The organism is Allobosea sp. 67-29 (genome assembly GCF_001898115.1).
Taxonomy (GTDB): Bacteria; Pseudomonadota; Alphaproteobacteria; order Rhizobiales; family Beijerinckiaceae; genus Allobosea.
Genome location: NZ_MKSQ01000022.1, coordinates 14,694 through 28,813 on the forward strand (window position 1 = coordinate 14,694; position 14,120 = coordinate 28,813).

14 protein-coding genes are annotated in these 14,120 nt (G+C 66.1%); 9 read left to right on the top strand and 5 right to left on the bottom strand.

Going from position 1 to position 14,120, the window contains the following annotated elements:
- Positions 1 to 264: 264 nt before the first annotated feature.
- Positions 265 to 777, top strand: coding sequence for a hypothetical protein (locus tag BGO20_RS15780; RefSeq protein ID WP_291660298.1), 513 nt, complete (start codon positions 265 to 267; stop codon positions 775 to 777).
- A 6-nt stretch (positions 778 to 783) separates the two neighbouring features.
- Positions 784 to 1,251, top strand: a complete 468-nt coding sequence (locus BGO20_RS15785) for a hypothetical protein (RefSeq protein ID WP_291660296.1) — start codon at positions 784 to 786, stop codon at positions 1,249 to 1,251.
- Between the two features lie 25 nt (positions 1,252 to 1,276).
- Here BGO20_RS15785 and BGO20_RS15790 read toward each other — a convergent pair whose 3' ends face one another.
- The 3 genes from BGO20_RS15790 to BGO20_RS15800 form a co-directional block, all read right to left on the bottom strand.
- Positions 1,277 to 1,681 carry a GtrA family protein gene (locus BGO20_RS15790; RefSeq protein ID WP_291660294.1) on the bottom strand — a complete coding sequence of 135 codons (405 nt, stop codon included), beginning with the start codon at positions 1,679 to 1,681 and terminating at the stop codon, positions 1,277 to 1,279.
- A gap of 127 nt (positions 1,682 to 1,808) precedes the next feature.
- Positions 1,809 to 2,870, bottom strand: a complete 1,062-nt coding sequence (locus tag BGO20_RS15795) for a class I SAM-dependent methyltransferase (RefSeq protein ID WP_291660292.1) — start codon at positions 2,868 to 2,870, stop codon at positions 1,809 to 1,811.
- A 120-nt stretch (positions 2,871 to 2,990) separates the two neighbouring features.
- Positions 2,991 to 3,374 carry an ArsR/SmtB family transcription factor gene (locus BGO20_RS15800; protein WP_291660290.1) on the bottom strand — a complete coding sequence of 128 codons (384 nt, stop codon included), beginning with the start codon at positions 3,372 to 3,374 and terminating at the stop codon, positions 2,991 to 2,993.
- Between the two features lie 118 nt (positions 3,375 to 3,492).
- Here BGO20_RS15800 and BGO20_RS15805 point away from each other — a divergent pair, with 118 nt between their 5' ends.
- From BGO20_RS15805 to greA, 3 genes are all read left to right on the top strand, one after another.
- Complete coding sequence (locus BGO20_RS15805) at positions 3,493 to 4,707, top strand: MFS transporter (RefSeq protein WP_291660288.1); 1,215 nt, start codon at positions 3,493 to 3,495, stop codon at positions 4,705 to 4,707.
- A 143-nt stretch (positions 4,708 to 4,850) separates the two neighbouring features.
- Positions 4,851 to 8,168 (top strand): carbamoyl-phosphate synthase large subunit, encoded by a 3,318-nt coding sequence (carB, locus tag BGO20_RS15810; protein WP_291660285.1) that lies wholly within the window; start codon positions 4,851 to 4,853, stop codon positions 8,166 to 8,168.
- Positions 8,169 to 8,274: 106 nt separating this feature from the next.
- Positions 8,275 to 8,748 (top strand): transcription elongation factor GreA, encoded by a 474-nt coding sequence (gene greA / locus BGO20_RS15815; protein ID WP_291660284.1) that lies wholly within the window; start codon positions 8,275 to 8,277, stop codon positions 8,746 to 8,748.
- A 47-nt stretch (positions 8,749 to 8,795) separates the two neighbouring features.
- On the opposite strand, the gene BGO20_RS15820 is transcribed toward greA, so the two are convergent.
- A complete protein-coding gene (locus BGO20_RS15820; protein WP_291660282.1) occupies positions 8,796 to 9,407 on the bottom strand; it encodes a MarC family protein in 612 nt (203 codons plus the stop codon).
- A gap of 165 nt (positions 9,408 to 9,572) precedes the next feature.
- Here BGO20_RS15820 and BGO20_RS15825 point away from each other — a divergent pair, with 165 nt between their 5' ends.
- On the top strand, positions 9,573 to 10,088 hold the full coding sequence (locus BGO20_RS15825; RefSeq protein WP_291660280.1) for a hypothetical protein: 516 nt from the start codon (positions 9,573 to 9,575) through the stop codon (positions 10,086 to 10,088).
- 7 nt (positions 10,089 to 10,095) lie between these two features.
- On the opposite strand, the gene BGO20_RS15830 is transcribed toward BGO20_RS15825, so the two are convergent.
- A complete protein-coding gene (locus tag BGO20_RS15830; protein WP_291660278.1) occupies positions 10,096 to 10,560 on the bottom strand; it encodes an Lrp/AsnC family transcriptional regulator in 465 nt (154 codons plus the stop codon).
- Positions 10,561 to 10,621: 61 nt separating this feature from the next.
- Between BGO20_RS15830 and BGO20_RS15835 the strand changes: the two genes are divergently transcribed.
- The 3 genes from BGO20_RS15835 to BGO20_RS15845 all read left to right on the top strand — a co-directional run bounded on the left by BGO20_RS15835 (position 10,622) and on the right by BGO20_RS15845 (position 13,715).
- Positions 10,622 to 11,632, top strand: a complete 1,011-nt coding sequence (locus BGO20_RS15835; RefSeq protein ID WP_291660277.1) for a mitochondrial fission ELM1 family protein — start codon at positions 10,622 to 10,624, stop codon at positions 11,630 to 11,632.
- Between the two features lie 83 nt (positions 11,633 to 11,715).
- Positions 11,716 to 12,681, top strand: a complete 966-nt coding sequence (gene trxB / locus BGO20_RS15840) for a thioredoxin-disulfide reductase (protein WP_291660275.1) — start codon at positions 11,716 to 11,718, stop codon at positions 12,679 to 12,681.
- A 143-nt stretch (positions 12,682 to 12,824) separates the two neighbouring features.
- Complete coding sequence (locus BGO20_RS15845; protein ID WP_291660845.1) at positions 12,825 to 13,715, top strand: LysR family transcriptional regulator; 891 nt, start codon at positions 12,825 to 12,827, stop codon at positions 13,713 to 13,715.
- The last annotated feature ends 405 nt before the right edge of the window (positions 13,716 to 14,120 follow it).

Below are 14,120 nucleotides of genomic sequence, written 5' to 3' on the forward strand. Positions count from 1 at the left end.
CCCTATTGTGACGCCATGCTCAATCGGGGCGTGCTGTCCTGCCGTTGCTGCGGCCGCGACCTGACGCCGGTCCTGCCGCTTCTCAGCCGCCTCGAAGCGCTGGAGACGCGCCTCTGCGCCTTCGAAAAACGGGCCGAGGAAGAGAAGGCCGCACGTGCCGCGATACCGCCATCGCGGACCGCGACGATAGCCCCCGCACTGCCCGAAGACATCCCCGTAGCCGAAGAGCCGGCTCCTCACACGGCTTCGCGTCGACGCTTCTGGGTGCTGCCGCTCGGCTTCCTGCTGCTGCTCGGTGCCTATGGTTCCGTGGTGCTGTGGCTCGACCTGCCGCTCTGGGCGCTGCGTCTCGCCTCGATCGCGATTCCGTTCGCCACGGGCCTGATCTATTTCGGCATCCGACCGCGCCTGATCACGTTCGACATTGCCGTCGTCATCGCTTTCGCGATTATTTCCGTCGCGACCATGAACGCGTGGCTGGGTTGGCACGACAATATACCGCTCCTTCCGCAGGGGCCGGCAGCCTGGCGTGAGACCTTCTTCTACGCGCTGAGCATCGGTGCCTCCCTTTTCTCGGGGATGTTGCTGCGCGTGACGCAGGCGGCGCTCAGCGCGCGCGGCGTCGTCTCGCTGCCGGAATTGCGACGGGGGCTGCAGGCCGTTCATGGCAAGATCCCGATGGAAACCCTCAAGACCATCGAGACCACCATTCTGATGGCCACCACCGCGATCTCTGCCATTGCCGGCCTCGTCGCCGGAATTCTGGGAGTGAAATAGAATAGGATGATCGAGTCCGTGCTCATCCGGCACATTCTGCCTGCCGCCGTCGTCTTCTCCGCCCTCTCTGGTGCCTCGTACGCAGCCGAACCGATTCAGCTGATCACTCGCGCCGAGGCCGGTCTGCCTGCTGCGGCGACCGCCGCGGCGAGCACGCGCAACCTGACGCGCGGTCCCGCGATCGACACCTTGCCGACGCCGGACAAAGGCGTGGACGGCAAGCCGTTCCGCCTCTCGGTGCGCTTCCTGTCGAGCAACGGCGTCCCCGTCGACCCTGCGACGGTACGCGTCTTCTACCGACGCCAGCCACCGGTCGATATCACCGACCGCGTCAAGCCCTACATCACGCCCGCCGGCATCGAAGCCCCCTCGGTCGTGGTTCCCCCCGGCAAGCATGTCCTCGAGATCGAAGCGACGGACAAGGAAGGCCGCGTCGGCCGGCGGCAACTGACGCTCACCGTCGCGCCGCAGTGAGGCTGCGAAGGCTGGGTGTACCCGTTCAGGCCGTGCGATCGGCGAAGCTGAAGAACTTATGGCCGAGGAACGAGAACACCATCACGATCCCGGTCGTGACCAGCTGCAGCGGCAGGTAGGGCAATCCGAGGCGGCTGACGAACAGATGCATCAGCAGGCCGGTGAGCACGAAGCCGCCGGCGGCGATCAGCGCGAACCGCCAGCCCGCCTCGGCATGGCTGCGCGTGGCATCGAAGGTCATCCAGCGGTTCAGCGTATACGATACGAGGGCGCCGACCACGAAGCCGGCCAGCGTCGCCGGCACGGGATCGAGCTGCGCGCCCTCGACCAGCGCAATCAGCACGGCGTAATGCGCCACCGCCGTCAGCCCGCCGGCGAGGGCATAGGTCACGAGCTGGCGGAACTGTCGCGGATAACGGCGAAACGGCATCCGCGCTTCCTAGAGCATCGGCGGCGCGGGGCGAATGATTTTTTGCCTCGCGCCGGTCTCGCCGCCAAGCCGCGCCGCTGCCGGGAGCGCCGCCGCCTCCGACCGGCGGCAAAGGCATGGCGACGGACTAGGACTTGACCTCGAACACCATGTTGAAGGGCGTTTCGGTCGCCCGGTGGAAATGCGAAAATCCGGCATCGAGCGCCACCTTGCGCAAGCGCATCTCGCCAGCCTGGGCGCCGAGACCGAGCCCGACCTCCTGCGACAGCGAAGCCGGCGTGCAGATCATCGTCGAGGCGCCGTAGTAGATGCGCCCCACGGGGTTGAGGTTCTCCTTCAGGCTGTCGCACGCGAAGGGCTCGACGATCATCCAGCTTCCATCCGCCGCGAGCGCCTCCTTGACATGCCGGCCCGCCCCGACCGGATCGCCCATGTCGTGCAGGCAGTCGAACATCGTCACGAGATCGTATTTCCCCTCCGGAAAGTCCTTGGCCGAGGCGCGTTCGAAGACGATGCGGTCGCCGACGCCGGCTTGCTCTGCCGCTTCGCGCGCCCGCTCGATGGACGGCCCGTGGTAGTCGAAGCCGAAGAAGCGTGATTTTGGATAGGCCTGAGCCATCAGAATGGTGGAGGAGCCGTGTCCGCAGCCGACATCGGCGACGCTCGCCCCCTGCAGCAGCTTGTCCTCGACGCCGTCGAGCGCCGGGATCCATGTCGCCGTCAGGTGGGCGTTGTAGCCAGGGCGGAAGAACCGCTCGGTGCCGCGGAACAGGCATGTGCTGTGCTCGTGCCAGCCAAGCCCCTTGCCGCTCCTGAAGGCCTCCTCGACCTTTGGCTCGTCGACCCACATCGACTGGACGACCTCGAAGGCCCCGGCGAAGAAGGCCGGGCTGTCCTCCTCCGCAAATGCCATCGCCTGCTCGGGAGAGAGGCTGAAGCTGTCGCTGGCCTCGTCGTAGTCGACATAGCCGGCAGCGGCCTGCCCGGCGAGCCATTCGCGGATATAGCGTTCCTTGAAGCCCGTCCTCGCGGCCATCGCCTGGGAGGTGACCGGCTTGCCATCCGCCATCGCCTTGTAGAGGCCGAGCTGGTCGCCCAGGACGATCAGGGCCCCGGTCACGGAGGCGCCCACGTCACCGACGAGACGCCCCATCAGATCATCGAGTTTTTGAGGGTCGGCTGCACGCATGGCCATGCTCCTCGGGTTCGGGCGTGGCCGGAGCATGCTCGCGCGATCCGGCTCGACGCCATCGCGGAAGCGGGAACGGTATACCCTTGCGGAAGCCTGTCAACGCGAATGCGGGCGGGCTCAGGGCTTCGTCGCCGGCTCCTCGGAGATTCGCGGCAGGCCGGGATCGCGCTGGGCCGCCTCGATGACGCTGTCGAGCAATCCCGGGAAGCGCCGATCGAGATCCGCACGCCTGATGCTGAGATAGCGCGACGTCCCCTCGATGCGCATATGGGTGATCCCGGCCTCGCGCAGCTTGGCGAAGTGGTAGGAGAGCAGCGAGGGCGAAGCGAGCCCGACGAAGTTGCTGCAGCGCGCCTTGTCCATCTCGGTGGCACTCGACAGCGCCACGAGAATCCCCAGTCGGATCGGATCGGCCAGGGCCGCGAAAATGTCCGCCGGCGCGACATCGTCGATATCGGGATGGAACAGCGGCTTCATATCCGACCAGATAGGCGAAGCCACCGCTCCTGACAAGATTCAACGATTCTTGAAATTAACCTTGCAGATATCGCGGGGCGATCTTAAAATTCAACGATCATTGAAATTCTAAGATCGCCTTCACAAGGCAAGGATCACTCCCATGGATATCCGTCTCCTGTCGCTCGCCGGCGGCGCCTTCGCCATCGGCACGGGCAGCCTGATCGTCACCGGCATCCTGCCCCATCTCGCCTCCGGCCTCGGCGTCTCGATCGACACCGCCGGGCTCCTCATCTCGATCTTTGCGCTGGCCTATGCGATCGGCTCGCCGATCCTGTCCGCAGTGCTCGGCGATGCCGACCGCAAGCGCGTCCTGATCGGTGCGATGGCAGTCTTCGGCCTCGCCAATCTCGGCGCCGCCTTCGCCACCGACTTCGCCGTCGTCGTCCTGGCGCGCATCGTCATGGCGCTGGCCGCCGGTGTGTTCATGCCTGCCGCCAACGCCGTCGCCGTGGCGATCTCGCCGCCCGAGCGGCGGGGCCGCGCCATCGCGCTGGTCACGGGCGGCATGACCGTCTCGTTGATTCTCGGCATCCCGATCGGCACCGCCGTCGTCGGCTTCGGCGGCTGGTACCTGGCCTTCCTGATCGTCGCGGCCTTGAGCGCACTGTCCCTGGCGGGGCTGCTCGCCAAGCTGCCGTCCGGCCTGCCGCACGGCACCAACACCTTGCGCGAGCGCCTGCAGGTGGCTGGACGCGGCGACGTGCTGCTGGCGCTGGGCACGACGATGCTTTGGACCACCGGTGCCTTCGTCCTCTACACCTACATCGCGCCCTTCCTCACCAACCATGCCGGCATCGCCGGTCCCTGGCTGGCGGCGACGCTCGTGCTCTCGGGCATCGGCTCCGCGCTCGGCAACCAGTTCGGCGGCATGGCGAGCGATCGCTTCGGCCCCGAGCGTTCGCTGTCCGTGGTGCTGACGCTGCTGGCGGCTTCGCTGGTCGCCGCCTCGCTCGTCGCGGTGACCCTGCCGCCCACGATCGCGGTCTATCTGCTGCCGCTCGTGATCATGGTCTGGAGCGGTGCGGGCTGGGCCGGACATCCCGCGCAGATGTCCAGGCTGGCGGCGATGGCGCCGGACGCCGCGGTCGTCGCCCTCTCGCTCAATGCCTCGGCGCTCTATTTCGGCATCGCGGCCGGCGCGGCGCTCGGCCAGCAGGTGATGCGCCACGCCGGCACCTGGCCGCTCGGCTTCGTCGGTGCAGCCTGCGAGGTCGTTGCGCTCGGGCTGCTGTTCATCGCCCTGCGCCGCAAGCGCGCCACGGCGCGACCGCTCGAGGTCGATCTGGTACTGCCGGCGCCGCGGCCTGTGCGTTGATGCGGATAGGCCGCGGTTTTCCCTTCCTTCCGCGGCCTTGCCCGTCTATAGCGAGCGCCTAGCATTCATTCAGACGCTCGCCTCGGCTCCGCTCGCCCGATCGGACCGGCCTTGCGCGCGCCTGCTCAAGACCGGTCGAGACCATGCCCAAGCGCACAGACATCAAGTCCATCCTGATCATCGGCGCCGGCCCCATCATCATCGGACAGGCCTGCGAGTTCGACTATTCCGGCACCCAGGCCTGCAAGACGCTGAAGGCCGAGGGCTACCGCATCATCCTGGTCAACTCGAACCCGGCGACGATCATGACCGATCCGGAACTGGCCGACGCGACCTATGTCGAGCCGATCACGCCCGAGGTAGTCGCCAAGATCATCGAGAAGGAGCGCCCCGACGCGTTGCTGCCGACCATGGGCGGCCAGACCGCGCTGAACTGCGCGCTCTCGCTCAAGAAGATGGGCGTGCTGGAGAAGTTCAACGTCGAGATGATCGGCGCCACCGCCGAGGCGATCGACAAGGCCGAAGACCGCGAGCTGTTCCGCGAGGCGATGACCAAGATCGGGCTCTCGACCCCGCGCTCGCATCACATCAAGACGCTCGGCCAGGCGCTCGACGCGCTCGAGGATATCGGCCTGCCCGCGATCATCCGGCCGTCCTTCACCATGGGCGGCACCGGCGGCGGCATCGCCTACAACAAGGGCGAGTTCATCGACATCGTCGAGCGCGGCATCGACGCCTCCCCGACCAGCGAGGTCCTGATCGAGGAAAGCGTGCTCGGCTGGAAGGAATACGAGATGGAGGTCGTCCGCGATAAGAAGGACAACTGCATCATCGTCTGCTCGATCGAGAATTTCGATCCGATGGGCGTGCATACCGGCGATTCGATCACGGTCGCCCCGGCGCTGACGCTGACCGACAAGGAATACCAGATCATGCGCGACGCCTCGCTGGCGGTGCTGCGCGAGATCGGCGTCGAGACCGGCGGCAGCAACGTGCAGTTCGCGATCGATCCGGCCACTGGCCGGATGATCGTCATCGAGATGAACCCGCGCGTCTCGCGCTCCTCGGCGCTGGCGTCGAAGGCGACCGGCTTCCCGATCGCCAAGGTCGCGGCGCGTCTGGCCGTCGGCTACACGCTCGACGAGATCGAGAACGATATCACCGGCGGCGCGACGCCCGCCTCCTTCGAGCCGACGATCGACTATGTCGTCACCAAGATCCCGCGCTTCGCCTTCGAGAAGTTCCCGGGCTCCGAACCGACGCTCACGACCGCGATGAAATCGGTCGGCGAGGCGATGGCGATCGGCCGCACCTTCCAGGAAAGCCTGCAGAAGGCGCTGCGCTCGCTGGAGACCGGCCTCGACGGGCTCGACGAGATCGAGGTCGAGGGTCTGGGCCTCGGCGACGACCGCAACGCCGTCAAGGCCGCGATCTCGACGCCGACGCCCGACCGCATCCTGCATGTCGCGCAGGCCATGCGTCTCGGCTTCAGCGACGCCGAGATTCACGAGACCTGCAAGATCGATCCCTGGTTCCTGGCCCAGATGCGCGGCATCGTCGAGACCGAGGAAAAGGTCCGCAAATTCGGCCTGCCGCAGACGCCGGGCGCCTTCCGCCAGGTCAAGGCGATGGGCTTTTCCGACAAGCGCCTCGCCGCCGTCTCGGGCAAGACCGAGGCCGAGGTGCGCGCCCTGCGCAAGTCGCTGGAGGTCCGCCCGGTCTACAAGCGCATCGACACCTGCGCCGCCGAGTTCGCCTCGCCGACCGCGTATATGTATTCGACCTATGCCATGCCCTTCGCCGGCAAGGCTGCCGACGAGGCCAATCCCTCCGACCGCAAAAAGGTCGTCATTCTCGGCGGCGGGCCGAACCGCATCGGCCAGGGCATCGAGTTCGACTATTGCTGCTGCCACGCCTGCTACGCGCTGCGCGACGTCGGCTACGAGACCATCATGGTCAACTGCAACCCCGAGACGGTCTCGACCGATTACGACACCTCCGACCGACTCTATTTCGAGCCGCTGACGGTCGAGGACGTGCTCGAGATCCTCGAGACGGAGAAGCAGAACGGCACGCTGCACGGCGTCATCGTCCAGTTCGGCGGCCAGACCCCGCTGAAGCTGGCGAATGCGCTGGAAGAGGCCGGCATCCCGATCCTCGGCACCTCGCCCGACATGATCGACCTCGCCGAGGACCGCGACCGCTTCAAGCGCCTGCTCGACAAGCTCGGCCTGAAACAGCCGAAGAACGGCATCGCCTATTCCGTCGAGCAGGCCCGCATCATCGCCGGCGAGCTCGGCCTGCCCTTCGTCGTGCGCCCCTCCTATGTGCTCGGCGGCCGCGCCATGGCGATCATCCGCGACGAGGTGATGTTCGAGGATTACCTGCTCGGCACGCTGCCCTCGCTCATCCCCTCGGAGGTCAAGGCCAAGTACCCGAACGACAAGACCGGCCAGATCAACACGGTTCTCGGCAAGAACCCGCTGCTGTTCGACCGCTACCTGTCGGATGCGATCGAGGTCGATGTGGACTGCCTCAGCGACGGGCGCGACGTCTTCGTCGCCGGCATCATGGAGCATATCGAGGAGGCCGGCATCCATTCCGGTGATTCGGCCTGCTCGCTGCCGCCGCGCTCGCTCTCGGCCGATATCATCGCCGAGCTGGAGCGCCAGACTCGTGCGATGGCGCTCGCGCTCGATGTCGGCGGCCTGATGAACGTGCAATATGCCATCAAGGACGGGGTGATCTACGTCCTGGAAGTCAATCCGCGCGCCTCGCGCACGGTGCCCTTCGTCGCCAAGGTCATCGGCCAGCCCATCGCCAAGATCGCCGCGCGTGTCATGGCGGGCGAGACGCTGGGTTCCTTCGATCTGAAGCCCGCCAGCCTCGGCCATGTCGGTGTCAAGGAAGCGGTGTTCCCCTTCGCCCGCTTCCCCGGCGTCGATGTGCTGCTGGGCCCCGAGATGCGCTCGACCGGCGAGGTCATCGGCCTCGACCGCTCCTTCGACGTCGCCTTCGCCAAGAGCCAGCTCGGCGCCGGCTCGAAAGTGCCGGTCAAGGGCACGGTCTTCGTCTCGGTGCGCGACGAGGACAAGCCCCGCATCGTGCCGGCAGTCCGGATCCTTGCCGATCTCGGCTTCCGAATTCTCGCCACCGGCGGCACGCTCAAGCTGCTGCAGGAGGCCGGCATCGACGCGGCCCGGATCAACAAGGTGCTGGAGGGGCGCCCGCACTGCGTCGACGCGATCAAGAACGGCGAGATCCAGCTGATCTTCAACACCACCGAAGGCCCGCAGGCCCTCGCCGATTCCCGATCGCTCCGGCGCGCCGCCCTCTTGCACAAGGTGCCCTATTATACCACCTTGGCAGGCGCGATCGCCGCGGCCGAAGGCATCAAGGCCTATTGCCGCGGTGATCTCGAAGTACGGTCGCTGCAGTCCTACTTCGAACGTGCGGCTTGACGGGGCCGCTCGCGCCGAGGTTCAAATATCGAGTGGAAGCGCGGCAACCGCCGGTGGCCCATGCGGCCGGCGGCACCCGCGCTTTCGAAGCTTACGGGACGGAAAGATGGAAAAGGTTCCAATGACTGCGGGCGGCTTCGCCGCCTTGGAAACGGAGCTTAAGCACCGCCAGCAGGTCGAGCGCCAACGCATCATCACGGCGATCTCCGAAGCGCGCGCGCTGGGCGACCTCTCCGAAAACGCCGAATATCATGCGGCGAAGGAAGCGCAGTCGTTGAATGAAGGCCGCATCATGGAGCTGGAGTCTCTGATCGGCCGAGCCGACATCATCGACGTCTCCAAGCTCGGCGGCGACACGGTGAAGTTCGGGGCGACCGTCAAGCTGATCGACGACGACACCGAGGAAGAGAAGAGCTACCAGATCGTCGGCGAGCCCGAATCCGACGTGAAGTCGGGCAAGGTCTCGATCGGCTCGCCGATCGCGCGTGCACTGATCGGCAAGAAGGTCGGCGATTCCGTGCAGGTCAACACGCCCGGCGGCGGCAAGTCCTACGAGATCGTCGGCGTCGACTTCCGCTGAGGGGCATGGCGGGATGGCTGTCCGGGGGGTTCCCGGTGTGCCGGACCCTACCCCGTCAGGACCACCCGAAGCGCCTTGATGATGCCATCGACCGCGACGCTGGCCAGGATCAGGCCCATGACCCGGCTGATCACGCTCGCGCCGGCGTTACCGATGACCGCGATGATGCGTGACGCACCGAACAGCAACAGCAGCAGCAGGGCGAGAATCAGGCCGATCTGAACCAGCGTTTCCATCTGCTCGGGGATACTGAACTTCGAATTGTCCGTGACCGTCATCACCGTCAGCATCGCGCCGGGGCTGGCGATGCTGGGGATCGCCAGCGGATAGACGGCCTTCTCCAGATCGGAGGAACGCAGCAGCTTCTGGTCCTCTTCGAGCTTGGACTCGCCGAAGATCATCGTCAGGGCGAACAGGAACAGCACGATATTGCCGGCGATCTGGAAGGAGCTGAGCTCGATCTCCATCGCGTTCAGCAGAATCTGGCCGAGCACCACGAAGAACACCAGCACCGCGAAGGCAACGAGCGTCCCCTGTATGGCGACACGGCGCGCGGAACCCGCCGCCATTCCGGCCGTAACCGCCAGGAAGACAGGCAAGGTGCCGATCGGGTCGATCACCACCCACAGCTTCACGAACTCCGTCAGCCAACGTTCCATACGATTCTCCCCTCCTGCAACGGCTTAGAGCATGCCGGGATGCCGGGCGAGACCGCCGTCTGCGCAGGCAGCGTTCGGCGGCACTGAGGCCGGCAGCGCCAGTTTACACCGCGGCCGTGGATTATCGCTCGCGCGCACCTACATTCGGTAGAGGAGCCATCGGAGATGAAGATCATGACGACGCGCCGCCGTTTCCTGGTGTTCTCGCTCGGGGCCGCCCTTGCGGCGCTGCTGCCGGCCGCAACCCGGCCCGCGCTGGCACAGGGCGCTGCCATCGGCTCGATCCGGATCGCTTTTTCCCGGAACGTCACCGATGCCTGGGGCGACCACGTCAACCTTGTCGCAGCCGAGCTCCAACGCACCCTGGCCGATATTCTCGGAGGCGCCTTCCATCCCGGCGCCGGCAATCGCCTCGTCGTGACGGTCAACAGTCTCTGGCTTGCCAGCTATGCCGGCGGCGGCGGCAGCCGGATGGCGAATGGCGGCGGCAGCAACGACTATCTCGAAAGCGTCGCGACGCTCTACGACCGCTCGGGCCGCGAACTCGGCAGCTGGCCGATCATGTCGACGGAATCCGCGGCAGGAGCGGGCGCCTGGTACCGGCCGGACATCGACCAGCGCCGCCTCAAGGCACTCGCACGCAACAACGCCTGGTGGATCAAGCGCTACGTCGCCGGCTGAGCGGACTTCAGCCGAACGGCACGATCGGCTCGTCCTTGACGCGCTCCAGTGTCAGCGCGGTGCGAACATTGCGGACATTGGGAGTCGCGGTGAGGTCCGCGACGAAATCCTGAAACGCCTTCAGGTCCGGGGCGACGCATTTCAGCGCGTAGTCGATATCGCCGGAAAGCGTCCAGCACTCCCGCACGGTCGCCCAGTCCCGGATGCGGGCCTGGAAGGCGGCGAGGTCCGCCTCCGCCTGGCTCGCCAGATGAACGAAGGCGAAGCAGACCACCTCGTAGCCAAGCTTCCGCTCGTCGAGATCGGCGTGATAGCCGCGGATCAACCCGGCCTCCTCGAGGGCCCTGACACGTCTGAGACAGGGCGGCGGCGAGATGCCGACACGGCTCGCCAGCTCGACATTGGTCATGCGACCATCGGCCTGGAGCTCGCGCAGGATGCGCAGGTCGATATCGTCGAGTTTCGCCGGCAATGAACATCCTCTGAGGCGGGTGGCGCTGGTGTAGACGGCGGCGGCAGGCGATACAAGGCGCATGCCACGGGCACCGACGACCATGCACCCGAAAACCGATCCGACGATCTGGATCCTGACCGACGGCAAGGCCGGCGACGAGCTGCAGTGCCTGGGCGTGGCCGAGCGCCTCGGCGTCGTCCCGGAGCGCCGCCACGTCGCGCCCCGGAAGCCCTTCGCCTGGCTGATGCCGCGTGGCCCCATCGACCCTCGCGAGGCGCCCGACAGGCCGGGCAGCCCGATCCGGCCGCCCTTCCCGGACATTGCGATCGCTTCCGGGCGGCGCGCCGTCGCCTATCTGCGCGCTGTGAAGAAGGCGTCGAACGGCCGGACCTTCACCGTCTTCCTCAAGGATCCGCGCACCGGTGCCGGCACGGCCGACCTGATCTGGGTTTCGGAGCATGACCGGCTACGCGGCGAGAACATCCTGGTCACCACGACCTCGCCGCACCGCCTGACGCAGGACAAGCTCGCCGCCGCGCGCCACGCGCCGCCGGCACCGATCGCCGCCCTCGCCGCGCCGCGCGTCGCCGTTCTGATTGGGGGAGACAGCCGGCACCACCGCTTCACCCCAGCCGACACAGAGCGCCTGGCCAGCCAGCTCGACGCCCTCGCGGCCTCCGGTGCCCGGCTGATGGGCTCCCCGTCGCGCCGCACGCCGCCCGCGCTCTCCGCCGCAGTCGCCGCGGCCTTCGCGCGCCATGGCGGATGGTGGTGGGACGGCAAGGGCGATAACCCCTACCTCGCCTTGCTCGCCAACGCCGACGCTGTCGTGGTGACCGCGGACTCGACCAACATGCTCGGCGAGGCGGCGGCGACAGGCGTACCGATCCTGGTTTTCGAGCCTACGGGGGGGCATGCCAAGATCTCGGCCCTGATCGGCTCACTCACGCGCCAGGGTGCCGTGCATCCTTTCCGTGGACAGCTTGATGGCGGGCGCTATCCACCGATAGACTCCACCCCGATCATAGCCGATGCCATACGCGAAGGTTGGCTGCGCCACAGGGCGACGCTCGGGCTCCCAGGCTCGTAAAGCGCTCCACCTCTTGTTTCGGGGCGTTGCCGCCGTATCTGTCGGAATCGAACGCGGCGGATCCGCGAAAAGGAAACGAGACGATGGCCCACACCCACGCCCGCGTCATGATCGTCGGCTCCGGCCCGGCCGGCTATACAGCTGCCATCTATGCCGCCCGTGCCATGCTGGAACCGGTCCTGATCTCGGGCATGCAGGCCGGTGGCCAGCTGATGATCACCACCGATGTCGAAAACTATCCCGGCTTCGCCGACGTCATCCAGGGGCCATGGCTGATGGAGCAGATGAGGGCCCAGGCCGAGCATGTGGGCACGAAGATGGTCTCCGACCACATCGCCCGCGTCGATCTCTCGCAGCGCCCGTTCCGGCTCTGGGGCGATGGCGGCGAGACCTATTCCTGCGACGCGTTGATCATCGCCACCGGAGCCCAGGCGAAATGGCTCGGCCTGCCGTCCGAGCAGGCCTTCCAGGGCTTCGGCGTCTCGGCCTGCGCCACCTGCGACGGCTTCTTCTTCCGCAACAAGGAGGTTGCTGTCGTCGGCGGCGGCAACACCGCCGTCGAGGAGGCGCTTTACCTCGCCAACCTCGCCAGCAAGGTCACGCTGGTCCATCGCCGCGATCATCTGCGCGCCGAGCGTGTGATGCAGGAGCGTCTGTTCAAGCACCCGAAGATCGACGTGGTCTGGGACAGCGAGATCGCCGAGATTTGCGGCGGCACCACCCCGCCCAGCGTCACGCATCTGCGCCTGAAGAACACCAAGACCGAAGCGGAGAGCGAGCTTAAAACGGATGGGGTGTTCATCGCCATCGGTCACAAGCCGGCGACCGAGCTCTTCATCGGCCAGCTCGACATGCGGGAAAGCGGCTATCTCGAGGTCGAGGCCGGCACGACTCAGACGAACGTCCCAGGGGTCTTTGCCGCAGGCGACGTCACCGATGAGCACTACCGCCAGGCGGTGACCGCAGCTGGCATGGGCTGCATGGCCGCGCTCGACGCCGAGCGCTGGCTACTCGCCAGCGCGCTGGACCAGCGGGAAGCGGCCGAATAGGGCTCTTTCGGGAACTCATCACCGAGTTTGATGAGTTCCCTCACCAGATTCAGTGCCAAAAAGAACAATCTCTGCTCCTGAGGCGTTGACGCACAAGGAGTTTATCCCCCATCATGCGCAAAACGCATAGCGGGGGAAACGCGGTGGATTGGGACCGCATTCGAATTTTTTATACCGTCGCAGAGTCAGGCAGTTTCACCAAAGCTGGCGATGTTCTGGGATTGAGTCAATCCGCCGTGAGCCGGCAGATCGGCGCGCTTGAGCGTGAGCTGCGGGCACCGCTGTTTCACCGGCATACGCGCGGCCTGATCCTCACCGAACAGGGCGAGCTGCTGTGGCGCGCCGCGCGCGAAATGACCCAGCGGCTCGAACGGACGCGCTCGCAGCTCTCCGAGACGCGCGAGCATCCGTCGGGCGAGCTCAAGGTCACGGCGACGCGCGGCCTCGGCGGGCACTGGCTGACGCCGCGCCTGGCCGAATTCCTCGACCTCTATCCCGACATCAAGGTCGACCTCATCCTGACCGATGAGGAGCTCGACCTCTCGATGCGCGAGGCCGACATCGCCATCCGCCTGCGCCAGCCACAGCAGCCGGATCTGATCCAGCGCAAGCTCTTCACCGTGCACTATCACGTCTACGCTTCGCCGGCCTATGTGAAGCGCTTTGGTGAGCCGAAGAGCTACGAGGATCTCGACAACCACCGCCTGATCTCATTTGGCGGCACCTCGCCATCCTATCTCACGGCCGTGCACTGGCTCGGCACGATCGGCCGCGATCAGCGCAACCCGCGCCCGCTCCACCTCGTCGTCAACAACATCACGGCGATGAAGCGCGCGGTCGATTCCGGCGCCGGCATCGCGGTGCTTCCCGATTATCTGATCGAGACGGGATCGCCGCTGGTGCAGCTCATGCGCGAATCCGAGATGCCTCAGCTCGAGAGCTACCTGGTTTATCCGGAAGAGATGAAGTCGGTCGCCCGCGTTCAGGTCTTCCGCGACTTCCTGATCCAGAAGGCCCAGCGCTGGACCTACTGACCAGCGGGGCCTCGTCAGAAAAAAGCCGCCTCCTTCCTTGTGCGAACCGCCCGATAGGGCCGCGGAGGGAGGCGTGCGCCTTCCCGGCGTTTGCTGGCGGGAGTTATCTGCCGCGCGGGCTACTTGCCGGCCGCGCTCATTCGGCAGGTGCCCGATTCGAAGGCAGATCACGGAACCAGCTTTCTGAAATCCGGCAAATGCATGACAGGTGCGGCATCACGATGCACGCGATGCGCGCAATAGCATCCAACATGATCGCTCAGAGACATTTCACCAGCGATCCAATCTGCAGTGAATGCATATTTCTCAATCATTTAGGCTTAAATTGGTCGCATATGAGAATGAGATATGCAGCTTGCGCATGGCGGCTCCAATCAATGCTGCATTGCAAAATGGCAGGTCCTG